Annotated in this window: 12 protein-coding genes; 5 read left to right on the top strand and 7 right to left on the bottom strand. The window is 52.3% G+C overall.

The window, feature by feature from the left end; translation table 11 throughout:
• Nucleotides 1-4: 4 nt before the first annotated feature.
• Both betB and betI read right to left on the bottom strand, forming a co-directional pair.
• On the bottom strand, nt 5-1,477 hold the full coding sequence (gene betB / locus HMPREF0201_RS09750) for a betaine-aldehyde dehydrogenase (RefSeq protein WP_016536440.1): 1,473 nt from the start codon (nt 1,475-1,477) through the stop codon (nt 5-7).
• A 17-nt stretch (nt 1,478-1,494) separates the two neighbouring features.
• Nucleotides 1,495-2,088 carry a transcriptional regulator BetI gene (gene betI, locus HMPREF0201_RS09745; protein ID WP_016536439.1) on the bottom strand — a complete coding sequence of 198 codons (594 nt, stop codon included), beginning with the start codon at nt 2,086-2,088 and terminating at the stop codon, nt 1,495-1,497.
• A 291-nt stretch (nt 2,089-2,379) separates the two neighbouring features.
• Between betI and HMPREF0201_RS09740 the strand changes: the two genes are divergently transcribed.
• The gene (locus tag HMPREF0201_RS09740; protein ID WP_016536438.1) at nt 2,380-4,416 is read left to right on the top strand and encodes a choline transporter; all 2,037 of its coding nucleotides are present in this window, start codon (nt 2,380-2,382) and stop codon (nt 4,414-4,416) included.
• 33 nt (nt 4,417-4,449) lie between these two features.
• On the opposite strand, the gene HMPREF0201_RS09735 is transcribed toward HMPREF0201_RS09740, so the two are convergent.
• Nucleotides 4,450-5,403 (bottom strand): GlxA family transcriptional regulator, encoded by a 954-nt coding sequence (locus tag HMPREF0201_RS09735; protein WP_016536437.1) that lies wholly within the window; start codon nt 5,401-5,403, stop codon nt 4,450-4,452.
• Between the two features lie 113 nt (nt 5,404-5,516).
• On the opposite strand from HMPREF0201_RS09735, the gene HMPREF0201_RS09730 reads away from it, so the two are divergent.
• The gene (locus HMPREF0201_RS09730; RefSeq protein WP_039898227.1) at nt 5,517-6,158 is read left to right on the top strand and encodes an HD domain-containing protein; all 642 of its coding nucleotides are present in this window, start codon (nt 5,517-5,519) and stop codon (nt 6,156-6,158) included.
• Nucleotides 6,159-6,575: 417 nt separating this feature from the next.
• On the opposite strand, the gene HMPREF0201_RS09725 is transcribed toward HMPREF0201_RS09730, so the two are convergent.
• On the bottom strand, nt 6,576-7,388 hold the full coding sequence (locus tag HMPREF0201_RS09725) for an arylamine N-acetyltransferase family protein (RefSeq protein ID WP_016536435.1): 813 nt from the start codon (nt 7,386-7,388) through the stop codon (nt 6,576-6,578).
• A 213-nt stretch (nt 7,389-7,601) separates the two neighbouring features.
• Between HMPREF0201_RS09725 and HMPREF0201_RS09720 the strand changes: the two genes are divergently transcribed.
• Nucleotides 7,602-7,886, top strand: coding sequence for a hypothetical protein (locus HMPREF0201_RS09720; protein WP_039898226.1), 285 nt, complete (start codon nt 7,602-7,604; stop codon nt 7,884-7,886).
• A gap of 112 nt (nt 7,887-7,998) precedes the next feature.
• Here HMPREF0201_RS09720 and HMPREF0201_RS09715 read toward each other — a convergent pair whose 3' ends face one another.
• Nucleotides 7,999-8,256: a hypothetical protein gene (locus HMPREF0201_RS09715; RefSeq protein WP_039898225.1), complete on the bottom strand. Its 258-nt coding sequence runs from the start codon at nt 8,254-8,256 to the stop codon at nt 7,999-8,001.
• A 401-nt stretch (nt 8,257-8,657) separates the two neighbouring features.
• Between HMPREF0201_RS09715 and HMPREF0201_RS09710 the strand changes: the two genes are divergently transcribed.
• On the top strand, nt 8,658-11,729 hold the full coding sequence (locus HMPREF0201_RS09710; RefSeq protein WP_016536431.1) for a beta-galactosidase: 3,072 nt from the start codon (nt 8,658-8,660) through the stop codon (nt 11,727-11,729).
• On the opposite strand, the gene HMPREF0201_RS09705 is transcribed toward HMPREF0201_RS09710, so the two are convergent.
• Nucleotides 11,726-12,076, bottom strand: coding sequence for an MmcQ/YjbR family DNA-binding protein (locus HMPREF0201_RS09705; RefSeq protein ID WP_016536430.1), 351 nt, complete (start codon nt 12,074-12,076; stop codon nt 11,726-11,728). The two genes, HMPREF0201_RS09710 and HMPREF0201_RS09705, sit on opposite strands and share 4 nt — an antisense overlap.
• Before the next feature lie 83 nt (nt 12,077-12,159).
• The gene (locus HMPREF0201_RS09700; protein WP_016536429.1) at nt 12,160-13,062 is read right to left on the bottom strand and encodes a DMT family transporter; all 903 of its coding nucleotides are present in this window, start codon (nt 13,060-13,062) and stop codon (nt 12,160-12,162) included.
• A 325-nt stretch (nt 13,063-13,387) separates the two neighbouring features.
• Here HMPREF0201_RS09700 and HMPREF0201_RS09695 point away from each other — a divergent pair, with 325 nt between their 5' ends.
• Nucleotides 13,388-14,566, top strand: a complete 1,179-nt coding sequence (locus tag HMPREF0201_RS09695; protein WP_016536428.1) for an ADP-ribosyltransferase family protein — start codon at nt 13,388-13,390, stop codon at nt 14,564-14,566.
• Nucleotides 14,567-14,716 lie beyond the last annotated feature (150 nt).

The following is a 14,716-nucleotide window of genomic DNA, read 5'->3' as shown; positions in this document are numbered from 1 at the left end:
GGGGTTAAAAGACAGATTGATAAGAGCCCATCTCCAGTTGGATTGACTTAACTTGCGTATAGCTTTGCAGGGTCATCAGGCCATTTTCGCGACCGATACCGGAGTGCTTATAGCCCCCAACCGGCATTTCTGCGGCAGACTCACCCCAGGTGTTGATCCAGCAAATACCCGCTTCAAGCTGATGAATAACGCGGTGAGCACGAGTCAGGTCGTTAGTCACCACGCCCGCCGCCAGGCCGTAATCTGTATCATTGGCACGGCGGATAACTTCGTCTTCCGACTCGTAGCTAAGAATTGCCATGACCGGGCCGAAGATCTCTTCGCGCACGATTTTCATCTCGTCACGGCAGTCGGTAAACACGGTAGGCGCGACCCAGGCTCCGTTATCGAACCCTTCACCACGCAGCCTGTCGCCGCCGCACAGCAGCGTAGCGCCCTCTTCACGGCCAGACTCGATGTAGCGCAGCACGTTTTCACGGTGTGGGAAGCTGACCAGCGGGCCAAAATTGGTCTGGGGATCCATCAGGTCTCCAGCGCGGATACGGCCTACACGCTGGATAATTTTCTGTTCAAACTCGGCTTTAAGCGCGGCAGGAACAAAAACTCTGGTTCCATTGGTACAGACCTGGCCGGAACTGTAGAAGTTGGCCATCATCGCGATATCCGCCGCCATGTTGAGGTCGGCATCGTCGAAAATAACCAGCGGAGATTTACCGCCAAGCTCCATGGTGACCTGCTTCAGCGTGGAGCCCGCCGCGTTGGCCATCACTTTTTTGCCGCTGGCTACGCCGCCGGTGAACGACACTTTGGCAATCCCCGGGTGCTCGGTCAGCAATTGCCCCGTTTGAGCGCCAACACCCGGCAACACGTTGAATACGCCATCCGGCAGGCCCGCCTCGGTGTAGATTTCCGCCAGCTTCAGCGCGGTAAGCGGAGTCACTTCGCTCGGTTTAAAAATCATCGCATTACCCGCGGCCAGGGCCGGAGCGGACTTCCACAGGGCAATCTGAATCGGGTAGTTCCACGCGCCAATCCCTGCAACCACGCCCAGCGGTTCGCGGCGGGTGTAGACAAACGAACTGTCTCGCAGCGGGATCTGCTGCCCTTCGAGCGTGGTGGTTAGCCCCGCGTAATACTCCAGCACGTCCGCGCCAGTTACTATGTCCACGCTGGCGGTTTCGCTAAACGCTTTGCCCGTGTCCAGCGTTTCCAGTTCCGCGAGTTCGTCATTGCGTTCGCGCAAGATTTCCACCGCGCGGCGCAGCACGCGGGAACGTTCCATCGGCGTTTTTGCCGCCCACTCTTTTTGCCCTTTTTTAGCCGAGGCAACGGCACGATCAACATCTTCCCGACCGGCGGCCTGCACGACCGCCAACACTTCACCATTCGCCGGGTTGATGGTTTCGAAAGTCTCACCGCTTAAAGCGGCAACGTAACCACCGTCGATATAGAGCTGTTGTTCACCGAATCGGGACATGTTTTCTCCTCACTAAATTACATTTTGACCGTAGCAAGATGCTGGTCGATAAATTGCGTTGTCAGCACGCTCGCCGCTTTACGATCGAACGGCTTGCCGCTTAGTGCAGCCCGCAGCCACAGGCCGTCTATCAACGCCGCCAGCCCGTAACCGGCAAGCCTCGCTTCTTGCTGAGGCAGTTCGCGACGGAACTCTGCGGTTAAGGTGGATAGCAGACGGCGGCTGCTGACCTGCTGTAGCCGGTAGAGCATCGGCTGGTGCATGCTGCTGGCCCAAAAAGCCAGCCACGCCTTCATCGCCGCGCTGTGCGTCTGGGTCTCATCAAAGTTACCGTCAACAATCGCACACAACCGCCTTGCCGCTGGTGCACCGGGCAGAGCCTTTAACCTGCCGACCACCGCGTCTCGTAGTTGCCTGGTCACGTCGCGCATGGTGGCTTCCAGCAGGCCGTTCTTATCCTGAAAATAGTGGCTGATGATGCCGGTGGATACTCCGGCGCGCCTGGCAATCTGGGCAACCGTCGCGTCGTGCATTCCCACTTCATTTATTGCATTCAGAGTGGCGTCAATCAGCTGACGCCGCCGTATCGGTTGCATACCTTTTTTCGGCATGGCTCCGCTCCATCCATCAATTATGGTTATCTATTTAAACTTTTATTGATTGAACGTTCAATATAAAATGTGTATTAATTGTTACGTTACGGTAGGAAAACAGCGAATCATTCGCATCAACGACAAGAAAAAAGAGGATTTAATTTGATTTATTTCAATGGGATAATAATAAAGGCCTTTTAGAGACCCAACATTCATTATGGATTTGTTAAAAATCCACCTCGCATGAATCCACAAGAAAAACTTAACTGCTCATTAGAGTAGTCACCGTTACTTAACCAGAGGTAATCGATGACGAAGCCCGTTATTGCCGAAAGCGAAAAAGACAAAATCAACCCGGTGGTGTTCTACACTTCCGCCGGGCTGATTTTGTTATTTTCCCTGATGACCATTTTTTACAGCGATCTCTCCGCAAACCTGATTGGCCACACCCTGAACTGGGTCTCCTCCCGCTTCGGCTGGTATTACCTGCTGGCCGCCACGCTTTATATTGTATTTGTGGTATTTATTGCCTGTTCACGCTTCGGTTCCATCAAGCTTGGCCCCGAGCAATCTAAGCCAGAATTCAGCGTGCTTAGCTGGGCCGCAATGTTGTTTGCCGCCGGGATCGGCATCGACCTGATGTTCTTCTCGGTTGCCGAGCCGGTGACGCAATATATGCAGCCCCCGGAAGGCCAGGGGCAAACCATTGAGGCCGCCCGCCAGGCGATGGTCTGGACGCTGTTCCACTACGGCCTCACCGGCTGGTCGATGTATGCTCTGATGGGCATCGCGCTTGGCTACTTCAGCTACCGCTATAACCTGCCGCTGACGATTCGCTCGGCGCTATATCCCATTTTCGGCAAGAAGATTAACGGCCCAATTGGTCACACCGTGGATATCGCCGCCGTTATCGGCACCATCTTCGGCATAGCGACCACGCTCGGCATCGGCGTAGTGCAGCTTAACTATGGGCTGAATGTGCTGTTTGATATCCCGGACAGCATGGGCGCAAAGGCTGCATTAATCGTGCTTTCGGTGATTATCGCCACCATTTCAGTGACGTCTGGCGTAGATAAAGGCATTCGAATCCTCTCCGAGTTAAACGTGGCGCTGGCGCTTGGCCTGATCCTGTTCGTGCTGTTTATGGGCAATACCGAGTTTCTGCTTAACGCTCTGGTGCTCAACGTCGGGGATTACGTCAATCGATTCATGGGCATGACGCTGAATAGCTTTGCCTTCGACCGCCCGGTGGAGTGGATGAACAACTGGACCCTTTTCTTCTGGGCCTGGTGGGTGGCCTGGTCGCCGTTTGTTGGCCTGTTCCTGGCGCGTATTTCACGCGGGCGTACCATCCGCGAATTTGTACTCGGAACGCTGATTATTCCGTTCACCTTCACCCTGCTGTGGCTTTCGGTATTCGGCAACAGCGCCCTGTACGAAATAATCCACGGCGACGGCACCTTTGCTCAGGAAGCGATGGCCCACCCGGAACGCGGTTTCTATAGCCTGCTGGCTCAGTATCCCGGCTTTACCTTCAGCGCCTCGGTTGCCACCATCACCGGCCTGCTGTTCTACGTGACCTCGGCGGACTCCGGCGCGCTGGTGCTGGGAAACTTTACTTCGAAGCTGAAGGATATAAACAGCGATGCGCCAAACTGGCTGCGCATTTTCTGGTCCATTGCCATTGGCCTGCTGACCATGGGCATGCTGATGACCAACGGTATTTCCGCGCTGCAAAACATGACGGTGATTATGGGGCTGCCGTTTAGCTTTGTTATCTTCTTCGTGATGGCCGGGCTGTATAAATCACTGAAGATTGAGGACTACCGCCGCGTCAGCGCCAGCCGCGATACCGCACCTTATATGATGACGGCTCAGGATCGACTCGGCTGGAAGAAGCGTCTGTCACGCCTGATGAACTACCCGGGCACGCGCTATACGCAGAAGATGATGGATACCGTCTGCTATCCGGCAATGGAAGAGGTTTCTCACGAACTGGAACTGCGCGGCGCGAAGGCCGAGCTTTCTATAGAGCCGCCGCTGCCGGATGAGAAGCTGGGGCATCTTGAACTGCGGGTCCATATGGGCGATGAGCAAAACTTTGTTTACCAGATCTGGCCGCAGAAATATTCGGTGCCGGGCTTTACCTACCGCGCACGCAGCGGTAAATCGACCTATTACCGGCTGGAAACCTTCCTGCTGGAAGGTAGCCAGGGCAACGATTTGATGGACTACAGCAAAGAACAGGTGATCATCGACATTCTCGACCAGTACGAGCGCCACCTGAACTTTATTCACCTGCATCGTGAAGCGCCGGGAAGCAACATTACTTTCCCGAACGTATAATCCAGGCGCGTTTCTGTTCGAGCAGGAACGCGATTAATAAAGTTTCTTATATGCGGCGGGCGTTATCCCCATGCGGCGAACAAATGCCCGCCGCAGCGTATCCACTCCTGAAAAACCGCTGGCGGCTGGGATTGCTTTGACCGGCAACTCGCCCGCCTCCAGTAATTGCCTGGCCTTTGCCACCTTCTCCGCTTCCAGCCACTCACCCGGCGTCATCTGCATCTCCTGATGAAACAGGCGCGTCAGGTGGCGCACGCTGAGATGTATATGCGCGGCCATCTGCTGCACCGTGGCAACATTCGCAAGATTAGCCAGCGTCCAGCGCTGAAGATCCTGTAAAGCGCTGCGCCCGCTCAGGGAAGTTTTCTGCTCGCGAATAAAGTGATTTTGGTTCACCGGGCGCTTGAAGAACATGACCAAATTTGCCGCCACGTCCTGGGCAACTTCACGCCCCAAATCTTCTTCCACCAGCCGCAGCGCCAGATCCAGGCCTGATGTCACGCCTGCCGCGGTGCGCAGTGGCCCGTCCATAACGTATAAAGCATCGGCGGTAACGTCAGTTTCCGGGTAACGCGCCGCCAGCAGCGAAGCCGTTGACCAATGAGTAGTGACCTTCTTTCCGCTCAGCAAACCGGTTTGCGCCAGCAGCAGCGCGCCGGTACATACCGAGCCAAAACGACGGCTACGCTTGCAGAGACGGAGAATATCAGCGCTCTGTTTTTCGCTAAGAAAACGCTCCCCCGCGTCCGGCGCACCGGCCAGTAAAAACGTGGCTTCTCGCCCCGCTTCCACATCGGCCAATAGGCAGTCCGCCAGCAATCTTACCCCGGAGGAGGCCACAATGATGGTTTCATCCAGGCCCACCACTCCCGGGAGATAAACCTCGCGCCGCAGGATACGGTTTGCTTCGGCAAACACATCCAGCGGGCCGGAAACGTCGAGCAGCTGAACGCCGGGGACTGCCAGAATCAGTACGTTATGGGCCATTGCCGTCTCCACGTCGCTTCTTACGCCATATGTCTATAATCGTCGCCATACGATTATTTGAGACATTTTGAATGCGGCCTATGCTACCTCAACACCAACATGAGGAGAAAGAGATGAGCTTGAATATTGATGGCGTTGCCATTCCGGACAGCAAAATGGCTCGCGATGCCACGCAGCTGGTGCGTGATACCGAATCAGAGCTGCTGTTTCACCACTCCAGCCGCGTTTACTACTGGGCCGCGCTTGCGGGGAAGCGCCGCGAGCTTAACGTTGACCATGAACTGCTCTACATCGGCTGTATGTTTCACGACATGGGGTTGACCCACGAGCACTGTAGCTGCGATAAGCGCTTTGAAGTAGACGGCGCTTTTGCCGCCCGGGACTTTTTACGCCAGTACGGCGTAAAACAGGAAGATATCGACAAAGTGTGGGCGGCAATTGCGCTGCATACCACGCCGGGGATCCCAGAATTTATGGCGCCGGAAATCGCTCTGGTCACCGCAGGGGTCGAAATGGATGTGCTTGGGATTGATTATGAGAAATTCAGCGACCGACAGCGCGAACAGATTGTGAACCAGCACCCTCGCCCGGCGGCGTTTAAAGAAGAGATTATTCAGGCGTTCTACGACGGGATAAAACACAAACCAGCCACCACGTTTGGTAACGTGAAGGCCGATGTTATAAAGGATAAGGAGCCAGCGTTTGCCCCGCTGAACTTCTGCAGTATTATCCGCGCCTCCCGCTGGGCTGGTTAAGCTTTTCCCGGGCGGGTGGCGAAGCCGTTACCTGCCCTGAACCGCCGCAATAGCGTCAAGCCCGGAACCAGGCTGCGGATCGTGCGCAAATGCGCCAATAACCATAAGAGAGAGAACGATTGCCAGAAAGATGTTTTTCATAACGTTTGTTTGTTAACCGGTGTGCCACGCTGAGTTAGAACCGCCGTTATGCTAAAAGAAAAAAGCTCAAATTGATAAAGGAAATTTTCAAAGTATCGTCAATTTTTGAATATTCATCATATTATCGCTGCCGCAGCGCCACCCTCTCGCGCGAAACCAGATAATTTCACTGCCCTAAAAAATTAAACCACAATTTTATGCCGCATTTTAAACGAGGTCACAGGGATCGTTGGCGATCTCCGCGCCCCGTTTGGCACAAATGCGGCGGTTCATCGGTCAGGCGTGAGGAATAACGCCAATTCGCTCCAGCATTGTTGAGAACTCCTCAAGCTGAATACCGTGGCGCGGATGATCCAGCCTCAGATTGAAATCGCTTTGAAGATGATGGTAAAGCTGCTCTGCGCTTTCAAACGCGGGAGCATTTTCCCCAGCGCTATAGAGCGTATTTTTCTCTCCGTTTGGCAGGTAGAGGCTCAGAGTCAGGCAGTGGCGGAAATGCGACTGCGGCCAGGTCGCCACATAATGATTGCCCATTTCATAATCAGAGAGATATTGCGGTTCGAGATTGAAGCGATAAAGGTTAATAATTTTGTCGTCGCCGTGGAATTTAAGCAGCCAGTCATTTTCCACTCTTTCCAGGCTGTAAACGCCGTGAGTGGTGGCCTGAAGCTCGCCTTCAACCAGCCGTACCGGCGCGGGCAAAGTTTTGCCTCCGAAACCAACGTCGGCAATCCACGCTTCGCCATCGAGCGTGACTTTGGTCAGGCGATGGCTACGGGCGGGCATCTGTGGCGGGTTTGCCAGCAGTACGCGGCCTGACAAATTCTCCACCTCGAAACCCAGTTCAGCGAGCACGTTGCGAAACAGTCCGTTTTGTTCAAAACACCAGCCGCCGCGACCAGCAATAACCAGTTTTTCAAACACGCTATCTTCGTCAACTTGAATAGTCCTGCCGAGCAGGACGTCCAGATTCTCAAAAGGAATAGCACAGGTATGTGCCAGATGAAGGGCTCGTAAAGTTTCGAGGGAAGCGGCGCGTGGCCCACGATAGTGAATACGCCTGAAGTAGTGGTCGAGATCTAATGCCATTTTGCTGATACCATGCTGTAAATAATGGCATCACTATAAATGCGCCTCCTGCAGAGGAGATGATCGTTAGTGCTCTGGTACCAGAAATTTTTTCGCAATAGCACACCGCCTTTACCATCGTCGAAAACAGTTATGAGCGTTTTTTAATAATTAGCATGACCGGGGTGTGTTGCACTACTCCACCCCACAGTTGAATTTTTAAAGGAAATCATCGTGAATACTACAGACACCTCAGCTACGAAATCTGTGAGCCCTGGACTAAGGGCCGTGGCATTAAATGCATCACAACAAAACTCCCCAAAAAACAAAGTTCCACTTCATATTACTGACGTTTGCAATAGTAATGAAAAAATAATTTTTGATGAAAAAGATACCTGTGCTAAAAATCAGCACCAGTATACTAAGCCGCTGCGTAAAATAAAATTCAATCCAGATGTAACTTTCAATAAACCCATCCCGGGCGCAGTCAAGAAACTCTATGACATGGGAGAGTTTTAGTCCATAAATCGTAATGACAGGTTTGTATCACTACACAAACCTGCCTTAATCTAGCGTTAACTCTCTATTTTGCAGCCAATTCCAGTCAATTTATGGCTACATTCCGTTTTTCTCACCCCTTTCCATCGGGTTTTGCAATAAGCGTGAACGAACAGGCTTTGCGGGCGACCTGCCCTTCAACAAAGGCCTCATCCCTAAATGGCTTCGCCATAATAAAGCTACAATCATTTGTATTTGCGGCTTTTAGCAGATTTTCACCCACTGGCGAAACGCTCCTCGTTTCTTTATTACTTAACTTCTCTTTTTGATGCACTGCCTCAACATTCACCATAGTGCGGGATGATTGAGCGCAGCCTGATAATTTAACCATTAACAAATCCACTCCTGACATAGATATTAAAATTTTTTTATATCCTTTGGTGCCCGCCAAGCTAAGCATATGGGCAAAATTAAATTTGCATAAAACGATCATTTTTATGGGTGATTATTAAAGTGATATCAGCATTTATTGGCAGTGAAAATGGGTTAGCTGCTGATCTAACGATATTAAATTAACTCTATTTGTAACTTTAACGACTAATTCCCCCTGAATTTTATTGCCTGCCTGGCTTCTGTGCTCGCGGCGCTTTGCCTGGTTTTCATCCAGAACAAGACGGGATATACATTTTGCAAATTTGTTTTCTTCCGAACCCGGTCACCTATTTACTTCATCGGCTTTCAGCAACATATTGCCCTGAACTGTGTAGACAGTAAAAAAAGAGGCCCGGCGAAATGAGTCACAGAACACTATCACTAAGCGCTATTCTTGCCCGGCGAGACTGGGAATCTCCGGCGGTTACGCAGCTCAATCAGCTGGCAGCGCATCCCCCCTTTTCCAGCTGGCGAGGTGCAGAAGCCGCGCGCAACGATGCACCGTCACCGTCGCTTAAAAAGCTTAATGGCATCTGGCAGTTTAGCTATTTTCCTCGCCCTGAGTCGGTGCCGGAAAGTTGGTTAACGCAAAACCTGGGGGATGCGAAAGAGATTCCCGTGCCCTCTAACTGGCAAATGCTGGGCTACGATGCGCCGATTTATACCAACATTACCTATCCAATCCCGGTTACCCCTCCTTTTGTGCCGGAAGAGAATCCCACCGGTTGTTACTCGCTCATGTTTGATATCGAACAGGCGTGGTTAAGCAGCGGCCAAACGCGCATCGTGTTTGACGGAGTGAATTCGGCTTTTCATCTGTGGTGCAACGGCATATGGATAGGTTACGCCCAGGACAGCCGCCTTCCCTCAGAATTCGACCTTAGCGCTGCGTTAAAATCCGGCCAAAACCGCATTGCGGTTATGGTGCTGCGCTGGAGCGACGGCACGTATCTGGAAGACCAGGATATGTGGCGCATGAGCGGGATCTTCCGCGACGTTTCGCTATTGCATAAGCCGGATGTCCGAATCAGCGATATCCGACTGGTGACCCATTTAAATGAAGACTTTACCCGTGCCGAATTAGAAGCGTTGGTAATGATTGAGGGGCCTGAGGTTTCAGGCTTCGAAATTGCCGTTCAGCTCTGGTATGCAGACCAACTGATTGCCGTTCATCAGCAGGCCATCGGTAGCGAAACCATTGACGAACGCGGCAGTTATAATGACCGTACCTGCCTGCGTCTGCCCGTTCAAAGCCCGCTGCTCTGGAGCGCAGAGGTACCGAACCTCTATCGCGCCGTAGTGCTGCTCAAACGCGGGAATGATGTCATTGAAGCCGAAGCCTGCGATGTTGGCTTCCGTAAAGTTGAAATCAGCGGCGGATTATTAAAGCTTAACGGCAAGCCGCTGCTTTTGCGCGGCACCAACCGCCACGAGCATCACCCGGAAAACGGCCAGGTGATGGACGTCGAAACCATGCGCCGGGATATTCTGCTGATGAAGCAGCATAACTTTAACGCCGTGCGCTGCTCCCACTATCCTAACCATCCACTTTGGTATCGCCTGTGCGATTACTACGGGCTTTATGTGGTGGATGAAGCGAACATTGAAACCCACGGCATGGTGCCGATGAACCGCCTGAGCGACGACGCACGCTGGCTACCGGCGATGGCCGAGCGCGTCACCCGCATGGTGCAACGAGACCGTAACCACCCGTCGATAATTATCTGGTCGCTGGGCAATGAGTCTGGCCACGGCAGCAATCATGATGCGCTCTACGGCTGGATTAAATCTAACGATCCAACCCGCCCGGTGCAGTACGAAGGCGGCGGCGCAAACAGTGCGGCAACCGATATTGTTTGCCCTATGTATGCCCGAGTTGATATGGACCAGCCCTTCCCGCAGGTGCCGAAGTGGTCGATTAAAAAGTGGATTGGCCTGCCGGAAGAGAATCGTCCGCTGATTTTGTGCGAATACGCCCACGCCATGGGCAACAGCCTCGGTGGCTTCAGCAAGTACTGGGACGCCTTCCGCCAGCACCCTCGCCTGCAGGGCGGCTTTGTCTGGGACTGGGTAGACCAGTCGCTCACACGTTACGATGAAAACGGCATGCCGTGGGCGGCCTACGGCGGTGACTTTGGCGACAAGCCAAACGATCGTCAGTTCTGTATGAACGGCCTGGTGTTTGCTGACCGTACGCCTCATCCCGCATTGTACGAAGCAAAACAGGCGCAGCAGTTCTTCCAGTTCCAGCTTTTGCCCGGCAACCGGCTGGAAGTGACCAGCGAATACTTGTTCCGCCACTGCGATAACGAACATCTTTTCTGGGCGCTGAAGTGCGAGGGGGAAACGTTAGCAAGCGGAGAATACTCGCTCGACTTGCCACCGCAGGAAACCCGGATTATTGAGTTAAGCCTGCCGGAAGTTAGCCTCAGCGGGCAGCTTTGGCTCAATATCGAAGTGCGGCAGGTGGCCGCTACGGCCTGGAGCGATGCCGGTCATATTTGCGCTAAAGATCAATGGCAGTTGCCGTCAACGCTGGTCGCCCCGCAGAGCGGCAAACCGGGTATTGCACCCGTCCTGCAAATGGATGAGCGCTACGCGGAGGTATTTCACGGCGAGCAACACTGGCGCTTTGAGCGCACAAGCGGCCTGCTTTGCCAGTGGCTTAGCCATCAGCGTCCCGCTCTTCTTACGCCGCTTGAGGATAACTTCACTCGTGCCCCGTTGGATAACGATATCGGCATCAGCGAAGCCGCGCATATCGATCCGAATGCCTGGGTAGAGCGCTGGAAGGCGGCCGGTATGTATAGCCTTACGACTGAACTGCTCGGCTTTGAAGCCTTCTCGTTGGGCAAGGAAGTCCTGATTCGTAGCGAACATGCTTTCCGGGGCAACGGCTGCAAGCTGTTTATTAGCCGAAAAAGCTACCGTATAGACTGCGAGGGCGAACTGCATATTAGCGTGGACGTTGAGGTTGCCTGCGGCATTCCGGCTCCGGCGCGAATTGGCCTGAGCTGCCAGCTGGCAGAGATTGAACCGGAGGTTAGCTGGCAGGGGCTTGGCCCGCACGAAAACTACCCCGACCGCCAAAGCTCTGCGCACTACGACCGCTGGACGCAGCCGCTTGCGGCCATGTATACGCCATACGTCTTTCCGGGTGAAAGCGGCCTTCGCTGCGGCACAACGTTACTTGAGTATGGTGAGAACCGGCTTAGCGGTGATTTTCAGTTCGGTATAAGCCGTTACAGCCAGCGGCAGCTGCGCGAAGCTACTCACCGCCATCTGCTTAAAGAGGAGGCAGGCTGCTGGCTGAATATCGACGGCTTCCATATGGGCGTCGGGGGCGACGATTCCTGGAGCCCCAGCGTCTCGCCGGAGTTTCTGCTTTCCGGCTCGCGTTACTGTTATGCGGTAAGCTGGAAACGCAATTAGCGGGTCAGGCTAAAGCTTTCATCAAGCAGCCCGAGGATATCTTCATCGGGCACCTTATCCAGCAGCACCGTTATCCAGTGTTCTTTATTCATATGATAGCCGGGCAATATGCCCGGCTGCATTCTTAACGAGCCCACCGCCGACGGCATCACCTTAACGTTAACGATATCTACTATCTCATCGCTCTCTAGTCCGAGTTTCGCTCCAGATATGCTCAGCACCACGCCAAACCACTTTCTTTTGTAGCGGTGACGCAACACAGCGTAATCCTTAAATTTATCCCACGGATAGTCAGGCTCAACCTGGTATTTTTCAAATACGGCGGCAAAGAGGGCTTCACGTTTCATCGTTTCTCCTTGAATGCGTGCCAGAAACCGGCTGCCAGCACGCTCCGATTATAACGCCATTAGAGGGTGCTCTGCCGCAACGGCTAACCGTTTACGGCTACCCTTTTCTTTTCCGGGCTGATAACCAGCCAGACTGAAACACAGACAATCAGCGCGCCGATGATAAACCCTTCGCTGATGGTCTCGTTTAGAATCAGGTATCCCCATAAGACGCCAAAAGGAGGGATTAAAAAAGTCACCGTCAGGCTGCGCAGTGGCCCAATATCAGCAATTAAGCGGAAATAAAAAATATAGGCAACGGCGGTACAAATAATACCGAGCCCAAGCACGCTTAGCCACACGTTACCCTGCATCCAGTTTATGGTTGGGCCTGTGCTTACGCTCCAGGCAAAGAATGGAAGCAGGAACAGCGTCGCGCCAACCTGGCTGCCAAAAGCGACAATTTTAGGATCAAGCCCGCCTTTATCAGAGATCCAGCGGCGGGTTAAGAACCCGGCAACGCCGTAGCAGGTAGTCGCCACCAGGCAGGCAATGATGCCAAAGATTTTCTCGTTAGTTGAATGAGCATCGCCGACTGAGGTGATGACCATTATCCCCGCCAGCCCCAGCACCACGCCGACCCATTTTCTGGCGCTAAGCTTCTCGCCAAAGAAGGAGAAGCCGACGATCGCGCCCATTAACGGAGTCGTTGCATTTAAGATTGCCGAATACCCTGCGGGTAACAGTTGTGCAGCAAGGCAATACATAAAAAATGGCAGCCCGGAGTTTATTGCTCCCAGCACAAGCGCGGAGCGAAACTTGCCGTCAAAGTTAAAGGATGATTTCAGAATAAAGAGAATAACGGCCAGCCCAAAAAATCCGAAAAAGACCCTTAAAAACGCCGTATTAATAGCGCCAAATTCCGGCGCGGCTATTTTCATAAAGAGAAAACTGGCGCCCCAGACCGCGGCAAGAAACAACAATCGGAGATAATCTGATGCTCGCATGCTCTATCCTTCCCATGTAAAAAGAACTTGTTTTTTCTATGTGTAATAAGGCCTTACAAGCATTAAGCCTGGTGGCGACTGTAAACCACCCGCCCGGGTAAACAAACAAGTTTTTCGTCTTCAGGCACGAGTTAGCAAGATTTGGGGTAAACAGGTAAAGAGCTGCGTGCGTTTTTTTAAGACTCACCTTCGTTATGCCTCCGCTCCTTTCTCGCCCTTTCAGAAGCGTTTCTTGAAAGCTTTCCAGCATTAACTAACGCATTATCGGAAAGAATATATCGTTGAGTAATTTTTTTTGCCTTTTACCTTTAAAGAGAACACACCTATGAATATGAGTGTCAATAATAATAGAGCAACCACTGTTGCAACCCAGTCCATTCAACCCACAAAGGCTGAAATGCGGGATGAAGTACTGAATTTGACCGCTAACATAAAAAAGGTCGGAAATTCAATCGAGCAATTAACCATTTCAATAGAAAGAGGGGGGAAATCATTAAACAGGCTAAATTCTATCGCTGATAAACATGGAGACGACAGCAGCGTTCGTCTGAAGGGCAGTAACTTCAAACCCGGTGAAGGTGATAATTTCATTAAAAACATGTTTAACGGAGGCCGCTATCAGGAAGAGCGCCAGGCTGCGGCAACAAAACTGGGTGCCAGGGGGAGTGAGGTTTCAGCTTCAGATGCAATCTCATTGGTGAAAAAAGAAATATCGACCAACCACACAACACTGGAAAAAAAGGAATCAGAATTAAATGATAATATGAATAAGAAGAAAGAGCTCACCAGGCAAATTCAAACCCCTGTAGTCACCACTCAGAAAACAACCTCCACCACAATAGTTAAAACCAGCAACGATGTAGCCAGTAAAAAAACCAGGCAGGAATTCTCACTTATTTATCAAAGTGATGCAGGCTGCAAAGCGTTAAATACCGAGGCGCGCTACCAGTCCGGGCAGTCAAAAACACCGGGCAGCCTGAGCGGCAGCAAAGTTATCGCCGAGTACCAAAGAAGCAAAGGCGATGATATTTTCTCCGGCGGGAATAAAGATATAAAAAATACCATTAATGCCTGTTCGACTAACCTCAGTTCGCTGGTCAAAGCTGGCGCTAAAGCGTGGTATACACCGGGCGGTGAAACCATTAAAACACACCGTGGGCAGGGAATGACGCAGGCCGGTTTTAATGCCCTCACCAACGGCCAGACCTATAAGCTGGGCCAGTTTTTCTCCACTTCTAAAAGCGCCAACGTGGCCAAAGAATTCGCCAACGACAGCAAAGATGCGGTAAAAGTCATGTTTGAGGTTGAGGGCAACAGCTCGAGAGGGATCTTTGTGGGTAACGGACTTTCATTCGGTAATAGCGTGACCGAAGAAGAAAAAATTTATTCTCCGCTGGCAAACTTCAAAGTCACCAGGATAGTGCCAGCCGGAGCAAACGGCATCAACAAAGTCGTGCTGAAAGAAGTAAAACCGTCAGATAATGCCAGCCTGCTGCCTTACTGATCCCACAATCCTCTATAACTAATCGCGAAGCGGCAGTAAGAATGCAAAACGACTGCCGCTACATCCCCCATTCAGCACAGGCTGGATAACGCCTCAAGTCTGAGAATGTTACCCGCGTCACAGCTACTGAATATCATCAGTAAAATGGCA

The sequence above is a fragment of the Cedecea davisae DSM 4568 genome, assembly GCF_000412335.2.
Lineage (GTDB): Bacteria > Pseudomonadota > Gammaproteobacteria > Enterobacterales > Enterobacteriaceae > Cedecea > Cedecea davisae.
Note: the sequence above shows the minus strand (reverse complement) of the source record. Positions and strands in the feature narration are given on the sequence as shown.

What these genes read in the sequence shown, in the direction of transcription:
- HMPREF0201_RS09730 (WP_039898227.1), top strand. Translation starts at nt 5,517, where the DNA reads ATGAGCTTGAATATTGATGGCGTTGCCATTCCGGACAGCAAAATGGCT.
- HMPREF0201_RS09735 (WP_016536437.1), bottom strand. Translation starts at nt 5,403, where the DNA reads ATGGCCCATAACGTACTGATTCTGGCAGTCCCCGGCGTTCAGCTGCTC.
- betB (WP_016536440.1), bottom strand. Translation starts at nt 1,477, where the DNA reads ATGTCCCGATTCGGTGAACAACAGCTCTATATCGACGGTGGTTACGTT.
- HMPREF0201_RS09725 (WP_016536435.1), bottom strand. Translation starts at nt 7,388, where the DNA reads ATGGCATTAGATCTCGACCACTACTTCAGGCGTATTCACTATCGTGGG.
- HMPREF0201_RS09710 (WP_016536431.1), top strand. Translation starts at nt 8,658, where the DNA reads ATGAGTCACAGAACACTATCACTAAGCGCTATTCTTGCCCGGCGAGAC.
- HMPREF0201_RS09740 (WP_016536438.1), top strand. Translation starts at nt 2,380, where the DNA reads ATGACGAAGCCCGTTATTGCCGAAAGCGAAAAAGACAAAATCAACCCG.
- HMPREF0201_RS09705 (WP_016536430.1), bottom strand. Translation starts at nt 12,076, where the DNA reads ATGAAACGTGAAGCCCTCTTTGCCGCCGTATTTGAAAAATACCAGGTT.
- betI (WP_016536439.1), bottom strand. Translation starts at nt 2,088, where the DNA reads ATGCCGAAAAAAGGTATGCAACCGATACGGCGGCGTCAGCTGATTGAC.
- HMPREF0201_RS09695 (WP_016536428.1), top strand. Translation starts at nt 13,388, where the DNA reads ATGAATATGAGTGTCAATAATAATAGAGCAACCACTGTTGCAACCCAG.
- HMPREF0201_RS09715 (WP_039898225.1), bottom strand. Translation starts at nt 8,256, where the DNA reads ATGGTTAAATTATCAGGCTGCGCTCAATCATCCCGCACTATGGTGAAT.
- HMPREF0201_RS09700 (WP_016536429.1), bottom strand. Translation starts at nt 13,062, where the DNA reads ATGCGAGCATCAGATTATCTCCGATTGTTGTTTCTTGCCGCGGTCTGG.